This is a genomic window from Mycolicibacterium smegmatis, assembly GCF_001457595.1.
GTDB lineage: Bacteria > Actinomycetota > Actinomycetes > Mycobacteriales > Mycobacteriaceae > Mycobacterium > Mycobacterium smegmatis.
Genome location: NZ_LN831039.1, coordinates 1 through 16,748, shown reverse-complemented (window position 1 = coordinate 16,748; position 16,748 = coordinate 1). Strand labels below are relative to the sequence as shown.

13 protein-coding genes and 2 tRNA genes are annotated in these 16,748 nt (G+C 66.3%); 1 reads left to right on the top strand and 14 read right to left on the bottom strand.

Annotated features, from left to right (window positions below; genetic code table 11):
• The first annotated feature begins 45 nt into the window (after positions 1–45).
• A complete protein-coding gene (locus AT701_RS00080) occupies positions 46–1,005 on the top strand; it encodes a methionyl-tRNA formyltransferase (RefSeq protein WP_058127473.1) in 960 nt (319 codons plus the stop codon).
• Here AT701_RS00080 and AT701_RS00075 read toward each other — a convergent pair.
• The 14 genes from AT701_RS00075 to dnaA form a co-directional block, all read right to left on the bottom strand.
• Entirely contained in the window at positions 995–1,825 is an 831-nt protein-coding gene (locus AT701_RS00075; protein WP_011726608.1) for an ABC transporter ATP-binding protein, read from the bottom strand. The two genes, AT701_RS00080 and AT701_RS00075, sit on opposite strands and share 11 nt — an antisense overlap.
• A gap of 8 nt (positions 1,826–1,833) precedes the next feature.
• On the bottom strand, positions 1,834–2,892 hold the full coding sequence (locus tag AT701_RS00070) for a FecCD family ABC transporter permease (protein WP_003891338.1): 1,059 nt from the start codon (positions 2,890–2,892) through the stop codon (positions 1,834–1,836).
• Entirely contained in the window at positions 2,889–3,920 is a 1,032-nt protein-coding gene (locus tag AT701_RS00065) for a FecCD family ABC transporter permease (RefSeq protein ID WP_003891337.1), read from the bottom strand. Before AT701_RS00065 ends, AT701_RS00070 begins: the two co-directional genes overlap by 4 nt.
• A gap of 3 nt (positions 3,921–3,923) precedes the next feature.
• A complete protein-coding gene (locus AT701_RS00060) occupies positions 3,924–4,724 on the bottom strand; it encodes a siderophore-interacting protein (RefSeq protein WP_011726607.1) in 801 nt (266 codons plus the stop codon).
• Between the two features lie 45 nt (positions 4,725–4,769).
• Positions 4,770–4,842, bottom strand: a tRNA-Ala gene (locus AT701_RS00055).
• 150 nt (positions 4,843–4,992) lie between these two features.
• Positions 4,993–5,066, bottom strand: a tRNA-Ile gene (locus AT701_RS00045).
• A 60-nt stretch (positions 5,067–5,126) separates the two neighbouring features.
• A complete protein-coding gene (locus AT701_RS00040) occupies positions 5,127–5,909 on the bottom strand; it encodes a DUF3566 domain-containing protein (protein WP_058124873.1) in 783 nt (260 codons plus the stop codon).
• A gap of 52 nt (positions 5,910–5,961) precedes the next feature.
• Positions 5,962–8,490 (bottom strand): DNA gyrase subunit A, encoded by a 2,529-nt coding sequence (gene gyrA / locus AT701_RS00035; protein ID WP_058124872.1) that lies wholly within the window; start codon positions 8,488–8,490, stop codon positions 5,962–5,964.
• 29 nt (positions 8,491–8,519) lie between these two features.
• The gene (gyrB, locus tag AT701_RS00030) at positions 8,520–10,547 is read right to left on the bottom strand and encodes a DNA topoisomerase (ATP-hydrolyzing) subunit B (RefSeq protein WP_058124871.1); all 2,028 of its coding nucleotides are present in this window, start codon (positions 10,545–10,547) and stop codon (positions 8,520–8,522) included.
• 231 nt (positions 10,548–10,778) lie between these two features.
• Positions 10,779–11,363, bottom strand: a complete 585-nt coding sequence (locus AT701_RS00025) for a DNA replication protein DciA (RefSeq protein WP_058124870.1) — start codon at positions 11,361–11,363, stop codon at positions 10,779–10,781.
• Positions 11,360–12,514: a DNA replication/repair protein RecF gene (gene recF, locus AT701_RS00020; protein ID WP_058124869.1), complete on the bottom strand. Its 1,155-nt coding sequence runs from the start codon at positions 12,512–12,514 to the stop codon at positions 11,360–11,362. Before recF ends, AT701_RS00025 begins: the two co-directional genes overlap by 4 nt.
• 9 nt (positions 12,515–12,523) lie before the next feature.
• A complete protein-coding gene (gene gnd, locus AT701_RS00015) occupies positions 12,524–13,417 on the bottom strand; it encodes a phosphogluconate dehydrogenase (NAD(+)-dependent, decarboxylating) (RefSeq protein WP_003891330.1) in 894 nt (297 codons plus the stop codon).
• 28 nt (positions 13,418–13,445) lie between these two features.
• On the bottom strand, positions 13,446–14,639 hold the full coding sequence (gene dnaN, locus AT701_RS00010) for a DNA polymerase III subunit beta (protein ID WP_011726602.1): 1,194 nt from the start codon (positions 14,637–14,639) through the stop codon (positions 13,446–13,448).
• Between the two features lie 594 nt (positions 14,640–15,233).
• A complete protein-coding gene (dnaA, locus tag AT701_RS00005; RefSeq protein ID WP_003898364.1) occupies positions 15,234–16,748 on the bottom strand; it encodes a chromosomal replication initiator protein DnaA in 1,515 nt (504 codons plus the stop codon).

Here is a 16,748-nt window from a genome sequence, read left to right as displayed (position 1 = left end):
CTCGTTGAAACCGCCCCGAACCTGCCAGAAAGCTGGGTGTTTCCTGTGCGCGTGGTCATGTTCGGCTACCAGACGTGGGGCCATCGGACCCTGCAGGCGTTGTTGAAATCGCGGCACGAAGTGTGCCTGGTGGTGACTCATCCGACGAGTGACCATGCGTACGAATCGATTTGGGCGGATTCGGTGGAGGACCTGGCGCGCGGCGCGGGAATCGAGGTGCTCCTGGCCAAGCGGCCCACCCCAGAACTCGTCCAACGTGTCAGGGAACTCGCACCGGATGTCGGCGTCGCGAACAATTGGCGTACCCGCCTGCCGCGCGAACTGTTCTCGATTCCCAAGTACGGCACCGTCAATTTGCATGATTCGCTGCTGCCGAAGTTCACCGGTTTCTCGCCGGTGATCTGGTCGTTGATCAGCGGTGCCGGACAGACCGGGCTCACGGCGCATTTCATGGACGACGAACTCGACACCGGCGACATCCTGCTGCAGCGGTCCGTCGAGATCACCCCGACCAGCACCGGCACCAGCCTGGTGTACGACACGCTCGACCTGATTCCGGATGTGCTCGAGGACGCTCTCGACGCCATCGAGAACGGCACCGCGACGCCGGTTCCGCAGGATCTCTCACAACGAACGTTTTTCCACAAGCGGTCCGCTCGCGACAGTTTGGTGGACTGGTCCTGGCCCGCGGCCGACATCGAGCGGTTCATTCGGGCGCTCTCGGACCCCTATCCCAATGCGTACACGTATTTTCGCGGCGAACGGCTACGCCTGATCTCTGCCCACGTCTCGAGATGCACCTACGGTGGCACGCCAGGACGCGTGTTCATCGAAGAGAACGGCGGCATGGTGATCGTCGCGGGCGCCGACGCGTTCCGCGGCAGGTCACCGGGTCTGGTTCTCGACGTGGTGCGCACCGACGACGGCATCGACCACTCGGCACTCGACTACTTCGGGCACGGTGGCGGATACCTGACCGCCACACCGGAATTCGCTACCGTTTGACCACCCGCGCGTGCCGCGACGCCCGCGGCACGATCAGGGGTGTCCCGGTCTGCGGGTCGTCGATGATCTGGCATTCCAGCCCGTAGACGTCGCGCACCAGATCGGCCGACATCACGACGTCGGGATCGCCCTGGGCCACGATGCGGCCCGCCTTCATGACGATCAACTCGTCGGCGTAGCGGCAGGCCTGGTTGAGATCGTGCAGCACCGCCACCACGGTGCGGCCGTGCTCGCGGTTGAGCATCGCGAACAGGTCGAGCAGTTCCACCTGGTGCGCGATGTCCAGATAGGTGGTGGGCTCGTCGAGCAGGATCAGGGGCGTCTGCTGCGCGAGAACCATTGCGACCCAGACGCGCTGGCGTTGCCCGCCCGACAGTTCGTCGACCAGTCGTGCCGACAGTTCGGTGACACCGGTGTGCCGCATGGCGTCGGCGACCGCGGCCGCGTCGTCACGTGACCACTGCCGGAACACCTTCTGATGTGGAAAACGGCCACGCGACACCAGATCTGCCACCGTGATACCCTCGGGCGCGATCGAGGTCTGCGGCAGCAACCCGAGTCGGCGCGCCACGTCCTTGGTGTGCATGGTCGCGATGTCGTGCCCATCGAGGATCACCCGCCCGGCCGACGGTGTGAGCAACCGGGCGAAACCCCGCAACAGTGTGGACTTTCCGCACGCGTTGGGCCCCACTATCGCGGTCACCCGATCGGCAGGCACCTGGACCGTCAGACCGTCGATGATGGTCCGGTCGTCGTACCCGATCGAGACGTCGACGGCCCCCAACCGGTCGGGCACCGCGTTCTCTGGCGTGTGAGTCATATGTTCTTTCACCGACGTGCCTGTGTGACAAGGAGATATACCAGGTAGATCCCGCCCAGCGATACGGTGACCGCGCCCACCGGTAGTTCGTTGGCCGTGAACAGATGCTGGGCCACGAGGTCGCTCGCGAGCAGCAGCACGGCGCCCATCGCGGCCGCGGGGACCAGTGCGACGCCGGGACTCGCGGTGAGTCGCCGTGCCAGTTGCGGGGCGGCCAGCGCCACGAAGGAGATCGGCCCGGCCGCCGCGCAGGCCAACGCCACGAGCGCGACGCCGGCGACCAGATAGGACAGGCGGACCCGTTCCGGGTTGACGCCGAGCCCACCTGCCGCGTCGTCACCCATCTGCAGAACGGGTAACTGCGGGCCCATCGCGAGCAGTGCGACCGTCACGACGGCAAGACACACCGTCATCGGGACGACCTGGGACCAGGTGAGGCCGTTGAGGGTGCCCTGCTGCCACACCGAGGCCGTGACCGCGGTGTGGTGATCGAGCTTGATGACGATCCACTGGTTGACCGAACTCAGTACGGCGCCCACGCCGATGCCGACCACGATGAGGCGGTAACCGGCCAGTCCGTTGCGGTACGACAGTGCGTACACCGCAGCGGCGGTGATCAACCCACCGACCAGCGCGCCGCCCGCCACGGCGTAGTACCCGCCGTGTTGCCCTCCGGTCCCCAGCCCCGCCAGCGCGACGAGCGCTCCGGTGTAGGCCCCGGCGTTCACACCGATGATGTCCGGACTGCCCAACGGGTTTCGCGTCAGCGCCTGGAAGATCGCACCGGAAACCCCGAGCGCCGCACCGATCAGCAGCGCCATGAGCATGCGCGGCATGCGCCACTCGAGCACCACCACACGGTCGAACGTGGTGTTCGTGCCGACCAGCACACGCAGCACGTCGACAGGTGTGATGGGGTACTTGCCGATCCCGATCGCCAGAACCGCGGCCACGAAGGCACCCACCAGCAGTGCGACGACCGCGATCACCGCACGCCACGACATGCGCGCCGACGCGCTGCCGACGCGAACCACGCACTGGCGCTTCCCGAAATCGATGACGGTCATGCGCGGTCCGCCTTCGAACGCCTGATGAGCCAGATGAGTACGGGGGCGCCGAGAAAAGCAGTGACGATGCCCGCGGGCAGTTCCGACGGCCGGATGACGACCCGGCCGACGATGTCGGCGGCCAGCATCAGACTGGGCGCGACCACCGTCGCGTACGCCAGGACCCACCGCCAGTCCGGGCCGGTGAACCGCCGCACCGCGTGCGGCACCATCAAGCCGACGAAGCCGATCGGCCCGGCGCCTGCCGTCGCCGCACCGGCCAGCAGCGTCACCGCCGTCAGGCTGAGCACCTGGGTACGAACGACGTTGCTGCCCATGCTCTTCGCAAGATCGTCGCCAAGCGCGGTGATGTTCAGCGAGCGCGACACCACGAGGCACAACACGGCGCCGACCGCGATGAACGGTGCGATCGCGCCGGCCACCTCAAGCGGTCTCCCGTCGAGCGCGCCGGCATCCCAGAAGCGCATGTTGTCGAACGCCCGCGGATTCTGCAGTCTGATGACGAATCCGAAACCGTCCATCACGGCACCGATCGCCACCCCCGCGAGCAGCACGCGGACCGGTGTGACGGTGGCCCGTCCGGTCATGCCGATCAGGTACACCATGAGCATCGCGAAAAGCGCTCCGAGAAAAGCGAATCCGATGTACGTCCAGATTCCGCTGAACCCGAGGAACGCGATGGCCGCGACGACGAACAGCGCCGCACCCGAGTTGATGCCGAGGATCTCGGAATCGGCGAGCGGGTTACGTCCCACGGCCTGGATCAGGGTGCCCGAGAGTCCGAGGGCCAGGCCGACCAGCAGACCCAGCACCGTACGCGGGATCCGCAGGTCGTGGACGATCCACTGGTCGCCGATGTCGCGGTAGTCGGTGACGGCCTGCCAGACCGTGGACAACGAGACGTTCTGCGTGCCGATCGCGAGGCTCGCGATGCACATCGCGACCAGAACGACTGTCGCGACGGCCAGTCCGACAGCCCGGTGGTTACGCGCGGCGCGCGGCGGTGCGAGCGGTGCCTGCGTGATCACCTATCACAGACCGATTCGCTCGCAGGCCTCGTCGAACTCCTCGAAAGCCACTTTGTCCCCCTTGCCTTCGGCGAGTGCACGCTCGTACACCGCCAACACATCCGATTCCACCAGAGCGAATGCGGCATCCCAGGTCTCGGAGTCGAACCTCCAGTAACCCGTGATGTCGAGTTGTTCGTTCTGGTACCCCAGCCCCCTGAGATACTTCCTGACCGCGCGCGACTCTGCGGCTTCACCCGCGAACCAGCAGTAGCCGCGATCCCGCGGCAGGGCCAGCTCACGCACCAGCGTGGCCAGTTCGCTCGGCGCGTTGCCGTTACCCGTCCCGATCGACGTGACCAACCGCGCCTGCGGATGCGCCGGCAGGTAGTCGAGATCCTGCGCTTCGGCGACCTCGGCGATCACCGTCACGGGGACTTCCGGAGACAACTCTTCGAGGATGCGCGCGGTGGCCGGCAGCCCGGACAGGTCGGTGATCAACAGCTGCCACTGCGCGGCCGGGTCCGGGCGGTACCACGAGCGTGCGTGGTCGAGGCCGACGCGGTCACCGGGCCGGGTTCGCGCCGCCCAGTCGGTCCCCACACCGCGGGCGTGCAGCACCACGTCGAGGTCGAGCAGATCGCCGCGCTGGCGGCGTACGGAGTAGTTGCGGCCCTCGTCGGTGCCGGGCATGAAGACCGCGACTGCCGAGTCGGCGGCCTGCTGCACGTCGAGGGAAGCGGGGTCCTCGACCTGAAGGGTGATCCGGACCATCCGGGGGTTGAGCGCCTTGGTCTCGATGACGGACGCATACGAGAAGCTCACACAGCTGAGGGTAACCTAACCAACTCTTGGAGATTCTCTTGATTGTGGAGCCTAGGAGATTCGAACTCCTGACATCTGCCTTGCAAAGGCAGCGCTCTACCAACTGAGCTAAGGCCCCTAGCCGGTGTCAGGTCGGTTCAACCGGCCTGATGCCAAACCTCTTGGCCGTGTCGTGATCGCCAGACGCTCACCGCCACAGCCGCCACAACAGCCAACACCACAAACCGCATGGCACACCCTTTCGGTGATCACCGGCAGACCGGCGTCGTGGGCCTAGGAGGACTCGAACCTCCGACCTCTTCGTTATCAGCGAAGCGCTCTAACCGCCTGAGCTATAGGCCCGAATAGTGGATCAACCGAGCAGCGAGATTACCCCACTGAGGGGCGGTTCTCCAAAACGGTTCAATCCCGATCCGCCAACGTCACTTCGATACCCCCGACGAGATCTGTCGTGAGGTTGTAGATGAACGCGCCGACGGTCGCCATCGCGCTGAGAACGACGATGTTGACCAGGCCGATGAGGGCCGCGCCGCCGAAGATCGTGCCGCTGGAGACCAGCTCACCGCCCGAACTGCCGCTCGCGCTCGTCAGCAGGTCGCCGACATTGCTGTTGAGCTTGCTCCACACGCCCATGCCGCCGAGCACCAGGTAGAGGAACGCCACGGCGATCATCCATACGAAGAACAGCACGACCGAGAGCACCAGTGAGACCTTCAGCACGGTCCACGGATCCACCCGGCGGATCTGCATGCTGGCGCGCACCGGTCCCGACGGCTGCGGCCGGTTGGCCACCTGGATGCGGGTGGTGGGCGCCGATGCCCGGGGCGCGTCGGTCCCGGTCTTGCGCTGCGGTGAGCGGGGGACCGGGCCCGAGAGGTCCGGCAACTCGCTCGCGTAGGCCTCGGTGCGATGTTCAGACCGCGGCTCCTGGCGGGTCTCGCGGGGCTCGGGCCTCGGCGCGGGACGGGGCTGCTGCTCGGTGTCGCCGAGCGGCTGACCAGGTTGCTGAGCGGTGCGGGAGACCCCGCGCTGCCACGGGGGCACGTCACCGGAATCGGTGATGTGCCCCGTGGCCCGCGTCGAGTTGCTGCTGAGGGCTCCGCTGTCGCCGCCCGGACCCGTGCCGTTGGTGGCGCCCGGCCGGTCCCCCGCGCGCGGGTATCCCGGCTCGTTGGGTGAACTCACCTACAGCTCCTTAGCTCGGGCCGAGGACCTTTCGGGGACCTCAGCGTTTCCATCACGCCTCGGGTAACTCGGCGGTGTCCGCGTCGGATTCGCTGATCGACTCGGCCGCCTCGTCCTCGTCCGCGTTGCGGGCGATGGCAATCAGTGTGTCGCCCTCGGCCAGGTTCATCAAGCGAACGCCCTTGGTCTGGCGACCGGCCTTGCGGACCTGACGTGCGGCAGTGCGGATGACACCACCTGTGGACGTGATCGCGTACAGCTCGGTGTCGTCGTCGACGATCAACGCTCCGACCAGACTGCCACGTTTGCGGTCGTACTGGATCGTCAGGATGCCCTTGCCGCCGCGGCCCTGCACCGAGTACTCGTCGATCGAGGTGCGCTTGGCGTAGCCACCCGATGTCGCGACCAGCAGATACGTATCGGGCCGGACGACGTTGAGCGACAGCAGGCGGTCGTCCTCGTTGAACCGCATGCCCTGCACACCGGAGGTGGCGCGACCCATGGGCCGCAGCGCCTCGTCGGTCGCCGAGAATCGGATCGACTGGCCGTTCGCACTCACCAGGAGCAGGTCGTCCTCTGCCGAGCACAGCACTGCACCGACCAGTTCGTCGCCTTCCCGCAGGTTGATCGCGACGATGCCGCCGGAGCGGTTGGAGTCGAAGTCGGACAGCTTGGACTTCTTCACCAGACCGTTGCGGGTCGCGAGCACCAGGTAGGGCGCATCCTCGTAGCTCTTGATCTGGATGACCTGCGCGATGCGCTCCTCGGGCTGGAAGGCCAGGAGGTTCGCGACGTGCTGGCCACGCGCGGTGCGGGACGCCTCGGGCAACTCGTACGCCTTCGCCCGGTACACGCGGCCCTGTGTGGTGAAGAACAGGATCCAGTCGTGCGTCGAGCAGACGAAGAAGTGGTTGACCATGTCGTCCTGCTTGAGGCCGGCACCCTGCACACCCTTGCCGCCGCGTTTCTGGCTGCGGTACAGGTCGGTCTTGGTGCGCTTGGCGTAGCCGGTCTCGGTGATGGTGACCACCACGTCCTCGCGGGCGATGAGGTCCTCGTCGCTGACCTCGCCGTCGGCGGGCACGATGCGGGTCCGGCGCGCGTCGCCGTGCTTGTCGACGATCTCCTTGAGCTCGTCACGCACGATCCCGCGCTGCCGCTCGGGCTTGGCGAGGATGTCCTCGAGGTCGGCGATCTCGGCCTCGATCTTGGCGAGGTCGTCGACGATCTTCTGCCGCTCGAGGGCTGCGAGCCTGCGCAGCTGCATGTCGAGGATCGCCTGGGCCTGGATGTCGTCGATGTCGAGCAGCTCGATCAGGCCGGCACGCGCGATGTCGACGGTCTGCGACGCCCGGATCAACGCGATGACCTCGTCGAGGGCATCGAGTGCCTTGACCAGACCACGCAGGATGTGGGCCCGTTCGTTGGCCTTGCGCAGCCGGTACCGGGTGCGCCGCACGATGACATCGAGTTGGTGGTCGACGTACAGGCGGATCAGCTGGTCCAGGCGCAGCGTGCGCGGCACACCGTCGACGATCGACAGCATGTTGGCGCCGAAGCTGGTCTGCAGCTGGGTGTGCTTGTAGAGGTTGTTCAGCACCACCTTGGCGACCGCATCGCGCTTGAGCTCCACGACAATTCGCAGGCCCACACGGTCACTGGACTGGTCCTCGATGTTTGAGATGCCCGCGAGCTTGCCGTCGCGCACCTGCTCGGCGATCGAGGTGATGAAGTTGTCGTGGTTGACCTGGTAGGGCAGCTCGGTGATGACGATGCTGGTCCGTCCCCGGCTGTCCTCCTCGATCTCGACGACGCCACGCATCTTGATCGACCCGCGGCCGGTCTTGTACGTGTCCTCGATGCCCTGGGTGCCCACGATCAGGCCGGACGTGGGGAAGTCGGGTCCCTTGACCCGCTCCATCACGGCCTCGCAGGTGGCTTCCTCGTCGGCCTCGTAATTCTCCAGGCACCAGTACACGGCCTCCGCGAGCTCGCCGAGGTTGTGCGGCGGGATGTTGGTGGCCATGCCCACGGCGATACCGCCCGAACCGTTGGCCAACAGGTTGGGGAACCGGCTCGGCAGAACCGTGGGCTCCTGCACCCGTCCGTCGTAGTTCGGGATGAAATCGACTGTCTCTTCGTCGATTTCACGCAACATCTCCATCGCCAACGGAGTGAGTCGCGCTTCGGTGTAACGCATGGCCGCCGGCGGATCGTTACCCGGCGAGCCGAAGTTGCCCTGGCCGTCCACCAGCGGGTAGCGCAACGACCACGGCTGGGCCATGCGGACCAGGGTGTCGTAGATCGAGGCGTCGCCGTGCGGATGGTAGTTACCCATCGTCTCGGCAACCGAGCGCGCGGATTTGGCGTGGCTGCGATCCGGACGGAAGCCCGAGTCGTACATCGCGTACAGCACGCGGCGGTGCACGGGCTTGAGACCGTCGCGCACCTCGGGCAGCGCGCGGCCCACGATCACGCTCATGGCGTAGTCGATATAGCTGCGCTGCATCTCCTGCTGGATGTCGACCGGTTCGATCCGGTCGTGCGCCTCGCCTTCCGGCGGCAGCGTCGTATCAGTCATGAATCAATCCTCGATTGTCGGATCGCGGGTTAAACATCCAGGAAGCGAACGTCTTTGGCGTTGCGCGTGATGAAGCTGCGACGCGCCTCGACGTCTTCGCCCATGAGGATGGAGAACAGTTCGTCGGCCGCGGCGGCGTCGTCGAGGGTGACCTGTCGCAGCACCCGCACCGACGGATCCATCGTGGTCTCCCACAACTCCTTGGCGTCCATCTCACCGAGACCCTTGTAGCGCTGGATACCGTCGTCGACGTTGATCTTCTTGCCCGCCGCGCGCCCGGCCTCCAACAACCCGTCACGCTCACGATCCGAATACGCGAACTCCGGCTCACTGCGCTGCCACTTGAGCTTGTACAACGGCGGCTGCGCCAAGAAGATGTGCCCGTTTTCCACCAACGGCTTCATGAACCGGAACAACAACGTCAACAGCAGCGTCGAGATGTGCTGGCCGTCCACATCCGCATCCGCCATCAGCACGATCTTGTGATACCGCAGCTTGGAGATGTCGAACTCGTCGTGGATACCGGTGCCCAGCGCGGTGATGATCGACTGCACCTCGGTGTTCTTCAGCACCCGGTCGATGCGGGCCTTCTCGACGTTGATGATCTTGCCGCGCAACGGCAGGATCGCCTGGAACATCGAATCCCGGCCGCTCTTGGCCGAACCACCCGCGGAGTCACCCTCCACCACATACAGCTCGGACTTGCTCGGATCCGTCGAACGGCAGTCGGCCAGCTTGCCCGGCAGCCCACCGATGTCGGTCGCGCTCTTGCGCCGCACCAACTCACGCGCCTTACGCGCCGCGATCCGCGCCTGCGCCGACGAAACCGCTTTGTTGACCACGGTTTTCGCTTCGGCGGGGTTGGCCTCGAACCAGTGCTGCAGCTGCTCGTTGCAGATCTTCTGGACGAACGACTTGACCTCGGTGTTGCCCAGCTTGGTCTTGGTCTGGCCCTCGAACTGCGGTTCGGCGACCTTCACCGAGATCACCGCCGCCAGGCCCTCACGGATGTCGTCACCGGTGAGGTTGGGGTCCTTTTCCTTGAGGAGTTTCTTGTCCTTGGCGTACCGGTTGACCACGCTGGTCAGCGCCGCACGGAAACCCTCCTCGTGCGTACCACCCTCATGCGTGTTGATGGTGTTGGCGAAGGTGTGCACCGACTCCGAGTACCCCGCGTTCCACTGCATCGCGATCTCGACCTCGTGGCCCGGACCCTTGCCGTCGAAGTCGATGATGCTCTGCTGGATGGGGGTTTTCGTGCGGTTGATGTGCTTGACGTAGTCGACCAGACCACCCGGGTAATGGAAGACGCGGTGCTTGACCTTGCTCGGCCCGGTGGCCTCGGCAGCCTTCTCGTCGGCCGTCTTGGGCGCTTCGGCGGTGTCCTTCACGACGTCGTCGACCACCTCTTCGGCAGTCACGCGCTCGTCGGTCAGCTCGATGGTCAGGCCCTTGTTGAGGAACGCCATCTCCTGGAGCCGGCGCGCGACCGTCTCGAAGTTGTAGTCGGTGGTCTCGAAGATCTCCGGGTCCGCCCAGAACCGGATGGTGGTGCCGGTCTCCTTGGTCTCACCGCCCTGCTTGAGCTTGCCGGGCACCGAGCGGTCGTAGTACTGGAACCACTCGTACCCGTCACGCAGGACCGTGGCCTCCAGCCGCGTCGACAGCGCGTTCACGACCGAAACACCCACTCCGTGCAGACCGCCGGACACCGCGTAGGTCTCGCCGTCGAACTTGCCGCCCGCGTGCAGCTGGGTCATGACGACATCGATGGTGGGCATGCCCGTCGCGTGCATCTCGACCGGGATGCCACGGCCGTCGTCGCGGACCTCGACACTGCCGTCGGCATGGATCTTGACGTCGACGCGGGTGGCGAACCCGGCCATCGCCTCGTCGACCGCGTTGTCCACGACCTCCCAGATCAGGTGGTGAAGACCGCGTTCGCCGGTCGAGCCGATGTACATGCCAGGACGTTTGCGGACCGCTTCCAAACCCTCGAGAATGGTGATGGAATCGGCGCCATACTCCTTGGGCGCATTGTTCTTCTGGGCAGCCACGTCGGACGCGTCTCCTTGGGGTTCACTGGGAGGCGGTGCAGACACCGCCTGAGATCCGTCGTCCAGTCTACCGCGAGATAGCGACAGCACCGATTCTGTAGCCGCGTTTCCACCTATCTAGTTGCGCCGTGTGCGTAATTTCTCGGCCATCCGAGCGTGAGGACGCTTCAGCGCACCCTTGCAAGGCCTGTGGCGGCTCTGAGCGCGACCTGGCAGGAGGTGTGACGCGCCTCACCCGTACGTGTCGCGGGGCCCGCGTCCGGAGACGTGGTAGCGGCCCTTCCGCCACGACGGACCCGTGGGCCCGACGATCTTCAACGTCGTCACCACACCGTCGCCGACCACCGCGGCGATCTTGGCCAGCAGCTGTGACTGCACCATCCGCAGCTGCGTGGCCCACGCCGTCGACTCGGCAGTCACGGTCAACACGCCTTCGTTGAGCGCCGTCGGGGTCGCATGATCGGCGATCTGGTCACCGACCACGGCGCGCCACCGGCCGAACACCGAGCCCTCCGCGACGCGCGCGCTCCACCCGCGTGATTTCGCGAGGTCCTGGGTGACCGCACCGAACAATTGCGGGTCCCGCGCGTCGGGTCCCGGCCCCGACCAGGTTCTGCGCCTGCGGTTCCCGGCAACTCGGCGGACCGGGCCGCTGCGGCCGCGGCCGACATCCTTGCCCTGGCTGCGTGCCGCACCGCGGGCCTCCTCGAGCGTGCGACGCACCAGATCGATACCGCGCAGATCCGCCAGATGATCCGGGGGAGCGGGGACCGGCGCGTCCTGCTCGGGACCGTCGCCGTCGAAGGGCCCGGTCACGAGGCCACCATCGACACGCGTCCGCCGTCGTCCTCGACCATCCGGATCTGGACGCGACGCGCGTCCCAGTCCTCCGGAATGTCTTCGCCCACAGCGGCAGTCACCAGAACCTGCTCGGCCGAGCCGGCCACGGTGGCCAGCGCACGCCGCCTCGAGGTGTCGAGTTCGGCGAACACGTCGTCGAGGAGCAGCACCGGCTCGACGCCGTCGGAGCACAGCAGTTCATAGGCGCCGAGTCGCAGTGCCAGCGCCATCGACCACGATTCCCCATGGCTGGCAAAGCCTTTCGCGGGCTGGTCACCGAGACGCAGTTCCAGGTCGTCGCGGTGGGGCCCAACGAGGCACACACCACGCTCGAGCTCGGCATCACGGCGGCGCGCCAGTGCGTCGAGCAGCGCGGCCTCGTAGAACTCCACGCTCTCGGGGCCCGGCGCGTTCTCGATGGCCTCGACACTGCTGCGGTACCGGATGGCCGCGGGACGCGAGGCCGGTGCGAGCAGTTGGTAGGCCTTCTCCACCTCTGGCTGCAGTTCCTCGACGAGTTTCACGCGCGACGCCACCAGCGCCGCGCCGTGCGCGGCAAGGTGCCCGTCCCACACCTCGAGCGTGTCGATCACGCTGCGGTCGCCCCGATAACGTGCTCCCGCAGCGGTTTTCAGCAACGCCGTGCGTTGGCGCACCACCTTGTCGTAATCCGCGCGCACACCCGCGAGGGCCGGACGGCGCGTGGTCGCGAGTTCGTCGAGGTAACGCCTGCGGTCACCCGGATCCCCGCGCACCAGCGAGAGATCCTCGGGGCTGAACAGCACCGCGCGCAGCACGCCGAGGATCTCGCGGGCACTGCGCACCGGGGAGCGATTCATCCGGGCCTTGTTCGCCCGGCCGCTGGTGATCTCGAGATCCACCGCGAGTTCGCGGCCCTCGTTGACGACGATGGTCGACACGATCGCGCGTTCGGCACCCGCACGGATCAACGGCGCGTCGGTGGCCACCCGATGAGATCCGAGCGTCGCCGAATACCACAGCGCCTCAACAAGATTCGTCTTTCCGAAACCGTTGGGGCCGACGAAGACGGTGCGCCCCGGCTCCAGATCGAGATCGACCCGTGCCCACGACCGGAAATCGGTCAGTCCGAGATGCCGGACAAACATGCCATCTGCCTAACCCGACTCGCTGATCCGCTTGACGGCATGACCACCGAACTGGTTGCGCAACGCCGAGACGGCCTTCATGGTCGGCGAGTCTTCCTGCCTCGAGGCGAACCGGGCGAACAGCGACGCCGCGATCACCGGCATCGGGACCCGGTGGGCGATGGCCTCCTCGACGGTCCAGCGTCCCTCACCGGAATCCTCGGTGTAACCGCTGATCTCGGCGAAACCCGGATCCTCCTTGAGTGCCTTGGCCAATAGCGACTGCAACCACGACCGCACCACGGTGCCGTTGCTCCACGCCTGGATCACCGCCTGCGGGTCCTTGATGAGTTCCTCGGCCGCCAGCAGTTCGTAGCCCTCGGCGTAGGCGTGCATCAGGCCGTACTCGATGCCGTTGTGGACCATCTTGGCGTAGTGGCCCGCACCCACCGGGCCGGCATGGACGAAACCGTCGGCGACATCACCCGGCGGACGCAGCGCGTCGAAGATCGGCATGGCTCGAGCCACGTCGTCGTCACTGCCGCCGACCATCAGGCCGTAACCCTCGGTCAGGCCCCAGATGCCACCGGACACACCGGCATCGATGAAGCTGATGCCCTTCTCGCCCAACAGTTCTGCGTGCGGACCGTCCTCGGTGTAGCGCGAGTTGCCGCCGTCGATCACCAGATCACCGGGACTGAGCACGCCCGCGAGTTCCACGATGGTGCTGTGGGTGATCGTGCCCGACGGCACCATCACCCACACGACCCGCGGCGCCGACAGTGCACCGGCGAGTTCCTCGAGGTTCGCGACATCGCTGACCTCGGGCCGCGGGTCGTATCCGATCACCTCGTGGCCGGCTTCGCGCAGACGTTCGCGCATGTTGAAGCCCATCTTGCCCAGGCCGATCAACCCGAGTTGCATACGCGCCCTTCCCCTCCGGCGTGGCCGGTCAGCCCGGAAGCCGCACCGGCATCAGCAGATACACGTAATCCGTCTTGGCGGCCGGGAACGGACCCGAACCACCGTTGGCTCCATCATCCTCGCCTGCCGGCCGCAACACCGCAGGACGGCTCGGCGTGGTGAACCCGAAGGTCACACGCTCGGAGTGCAGCGACCCCAGGCCGTCGGTGAGATACGTCGGGTTGAACGCGATGGTGAGCGGCTCGCCGGCGAAATCCACCGGGAGGTCTTCCTCGGCGCGGCCCACGTCGTCGGCGCCCGCGGACAGCTTGAGCGTGTCGTCGCTGAACTCCATGCGGATCTGGGCGCCACGATCGGCCACGAGGGCCACACGCTTGATCGCCTCGGTGAGTTCGGCGACACCGATCGTGGCGACCGCGGTGTGCTCGGCGGGCAGCAGCTGGCGGAACTTCGGGAACTCGGCGTCGAGCAGGCGCGTCGTGCTGCGCTTGCCCTCGCTGCGGATACCCAGCAGACCGTCCTTGCCGACCGACGCACCGGACCCCAGCGCCAGATGCACCTGGTTTCCGTCCGTGCCGGCCTTGGCGGCCTCGGCCAGCGTCTTCGCCGGCACCAGCACCGCGGCCTCGACGTCACCTGCCGTGGTGACCCATGTGAGCTCACGCACCGCGAGACGGAACCGGTCGGTCGCGGCGAGCACCACGGACTCGCCGGAGATCTCCACGCGGATACCGGTCAGCATCGGCAGCGTGTCGTCGCGGCCTGCCGCCACCGCCACCTGGCCGATGGCCTCGGCGAACAGATCCGACGCGATCACACCGGTCTCCTCGGGCAGCGCAGGCAGCGCCGGGTAGTCCTCGACCGCGAGCGTCGGCAGCGAGAAGCGCGCGCTGCCGCAGGTCAGGGACACGCGGGTGCCCTCGACGCTGACCTCGACGGGCTTGGCGGGCAGCGCCTTGGTGATGTCGGACAGTAGCCGTCCGGACACCAGAACGCTTCCGGCGGAAGCGATTTCAGCGCTCACCTTGACCTCGGCCGAGACCTCGTAGTCGAACCCCGAGATCGTCAGGCCCTCATCGGTGCCGGTCAGCAGGACGCCTGCCAACACCGGGATGGTGGGCCGGGTCGGCAAGCTGCGGGCTACCCAGGCCACCGCATCCGCGAAGTCCTCGCGGACGACGCGAAACTTCAAGTCGGTCAGCCCAGCCGTCGTCGTCGCCACGTCCTATGCGCCCCTTCGATAATCCCCGCAATGAGCTCTAAGCAGCAGGTTCCTCGAAAGCACCATCGGTGGCACACCGAATGACACGCTCACAGAACCGCCGTCGATGAAACACCGTAGAGCTTTCCGCACCAACTTGAAAGCTAATCGATCGGGCCGACATGCGGATGACCGGGGACGTCTCTCGAGGCGAACGATCCCGATCTCCCCAGGGCGCTTCTTCTGAAGAGAATCCTTGAAAGATATTCGAGTAACAGTAATAGGTGCTGTGGAATCTGGGGATGAACGCCTGTTTGCCCAGCATCCTCGGTGTGTCGCGGTGTGAGTGGTGTGTGGAGAGCGGTTGATGAACTCCGCCGGCACTGTGGATCGTCGCGCAGGTGTGGAGAGATTCCGTAGTCATCCTGTGGTTTGCGCGCAGGTTCTGCACATCGGTATCCACAGCCGCCGAGCGTGACGGCAGGCACGCGTGTGACAGAAGTTGCTCACAAAAAATTTCGGTCAGGCGTCATCGAAACCGGGTCGGAACGGGTCCGTAGACGACGGATGCCCCGGGGGAGTCCCGGGGCATCCGTGTGGGCTGAGTTTCCGAGCTCAGCGCTTGGCGCGCTGGCGGATGCGCGTGGTGAGTTCCTTGACGTGGTCGAACACCTCACGGCGCTCGGCCATCTCGCCGCGGATCTTCTTCTCGGCGTACATCACCGTGGTGTGGTCACGGCCGAACGCCTGACCGATCTTGGGCAGCGACAGGTCGGTGAGCTCACGGCACAGGTACATCGCGATCTGGCGAGACTGGGCCAGCGCCCTGGTCTTGCCCGGGCCGCGCAACTCCTCGACCGTGGTCTCGAAGTACTCGGCGGTCACCGCCATGATGGCCGCGGTGCTGATCTGCATCGTGGTGGCGTCGGCGATCAGATCCCGCAGCACGACCTCGGCCAGCGACCGGTCGATGCGGGTCTTGTTGAGCGACGCGAACGCCGTGACACGGATCAGCGCACCTTCGAGCTCGCGGATGTTGCGCTCGATGCTGCTGGCGATGAGCTCGAGCACATCATCGGGCACGTCGAGGCGATCCATCTGCGCCTTCTTGCGCAGGATCGCGATGCGCGTCTCCAACTCGGGCGGCTGGACATCGGTGATGAGGCCCCATTCGAACCGCGTGCGCAACCGGTCCTCGAGCGTCGCGAGCTGCTTCGGCGGCCGGTCCGACGAGATCACGATCTGCTTGTTCGAGTTGTGCAGCGTGTTGAAGGTGTGGAAGAACTCCTCCTGGATGCCTTCCTTGCCCTCGATGAACTGGATGTCGTCGACCAGCAGGATGTCGATGTCGCGGTAGCTGCGCTTGAACGACGCCTTGCGGTCGTCACGCAGCGAGTTGATGAAGTCGTTGGTGAACTCTTCGGTTGAGACGTACTTGACACGCATACCCGGGAAGAGACGTTGCGCATAGTTCCCGGCCGCGTGCAGCAGGTGCGTCTTGCCCAGACCCGACTCGCCCCAGATGAACAACGGGTTGTAGGCCCGCGCCGGCGCCTCGGCGATCGCGAGCGTCGCGGCGTGCGCGAACCGGTTGGACGCCCCGATCACGAACGTGTCGAACGTGTAGCGGCGGTTGAGGTTCACCGCGTTCGAATCGTCCGACGAGGTGTCCGGCTCGGGACGGCTGAAGTACTTCGGCCAGCTCTCCTGGGCGTTGACCCGGGCGTCGCGGTCGTCGTCGATCTCGTCGGCGTCGGCCGGTCCCGCCGGAACCGAAGCCGGGGCCGGCGAATCGGCGAAGCTGTCGGGTGCGTCCTCGGGCTCGTCGGTGGGCGTCGCGATGCGAACGCCCAGTTCCACGCGCTGGCCGAGCTTGCGGCTGAGCGCGGTGACGATGGGTTCCCGCAGGTGGCGCTCGATCTCGTTCTGCACGAACGGCGTCGGAACCGACAGCAGGGCAAACCCCTCGGCGATCACCAGGGGTTTGACCAGCTTGAGCCAGGCCCTTTGCTGCGGAGTGAGCACCGGAAGCGACGGATCGCCCTGGCGATCTCCGTTGACGTCCCCGTTGAGCTCGGCGACGACGCTGTTCCAGACGGCGACGAACGGTGGGTCGGGGTCAGCAGTCAA

What these genes read in the sequence shown, in the direction of transcription:
- gyrA (WP_058124872.1), bottom strand. Translation starts at nt 8,490, where the DNA reads ATGACTGATACGACGCTGCCGCCGGAAGGCGAGGCGCACGACCGGATC.
- gnd (WP_003891330.1), bottom strand. Translation starts at nt 13,417, where the DNA reads ATGCAACTCGGGTTGATCGGCCTGGGCAAGATGGGCTTCAACATGCGC.
- recF (WP_058124869.1), bottom strand. Translation starts at nt 12,514, where the DNA reads ATGTTTGTCCGGCATCTCGGACTGACCGATTTCCGGTCGTGGGCACGG.
- AT701_RS00075 (WP_011726608.1), bottom strand. Translation starts at nt 1,825, where the DNA reads ATGACTCACACGCCAGAGAACGCGGTGCCCGACCGGTTGGGGGCCGTC.
- AT701_RS00070 (WP_003891338.1), bottom strand. Translation starts at nt 2,892, where the DNA reads ATGACCGTCATCGATTTCGGGAAGCGCCAGTGCGTGGTTCGCGTCGGC.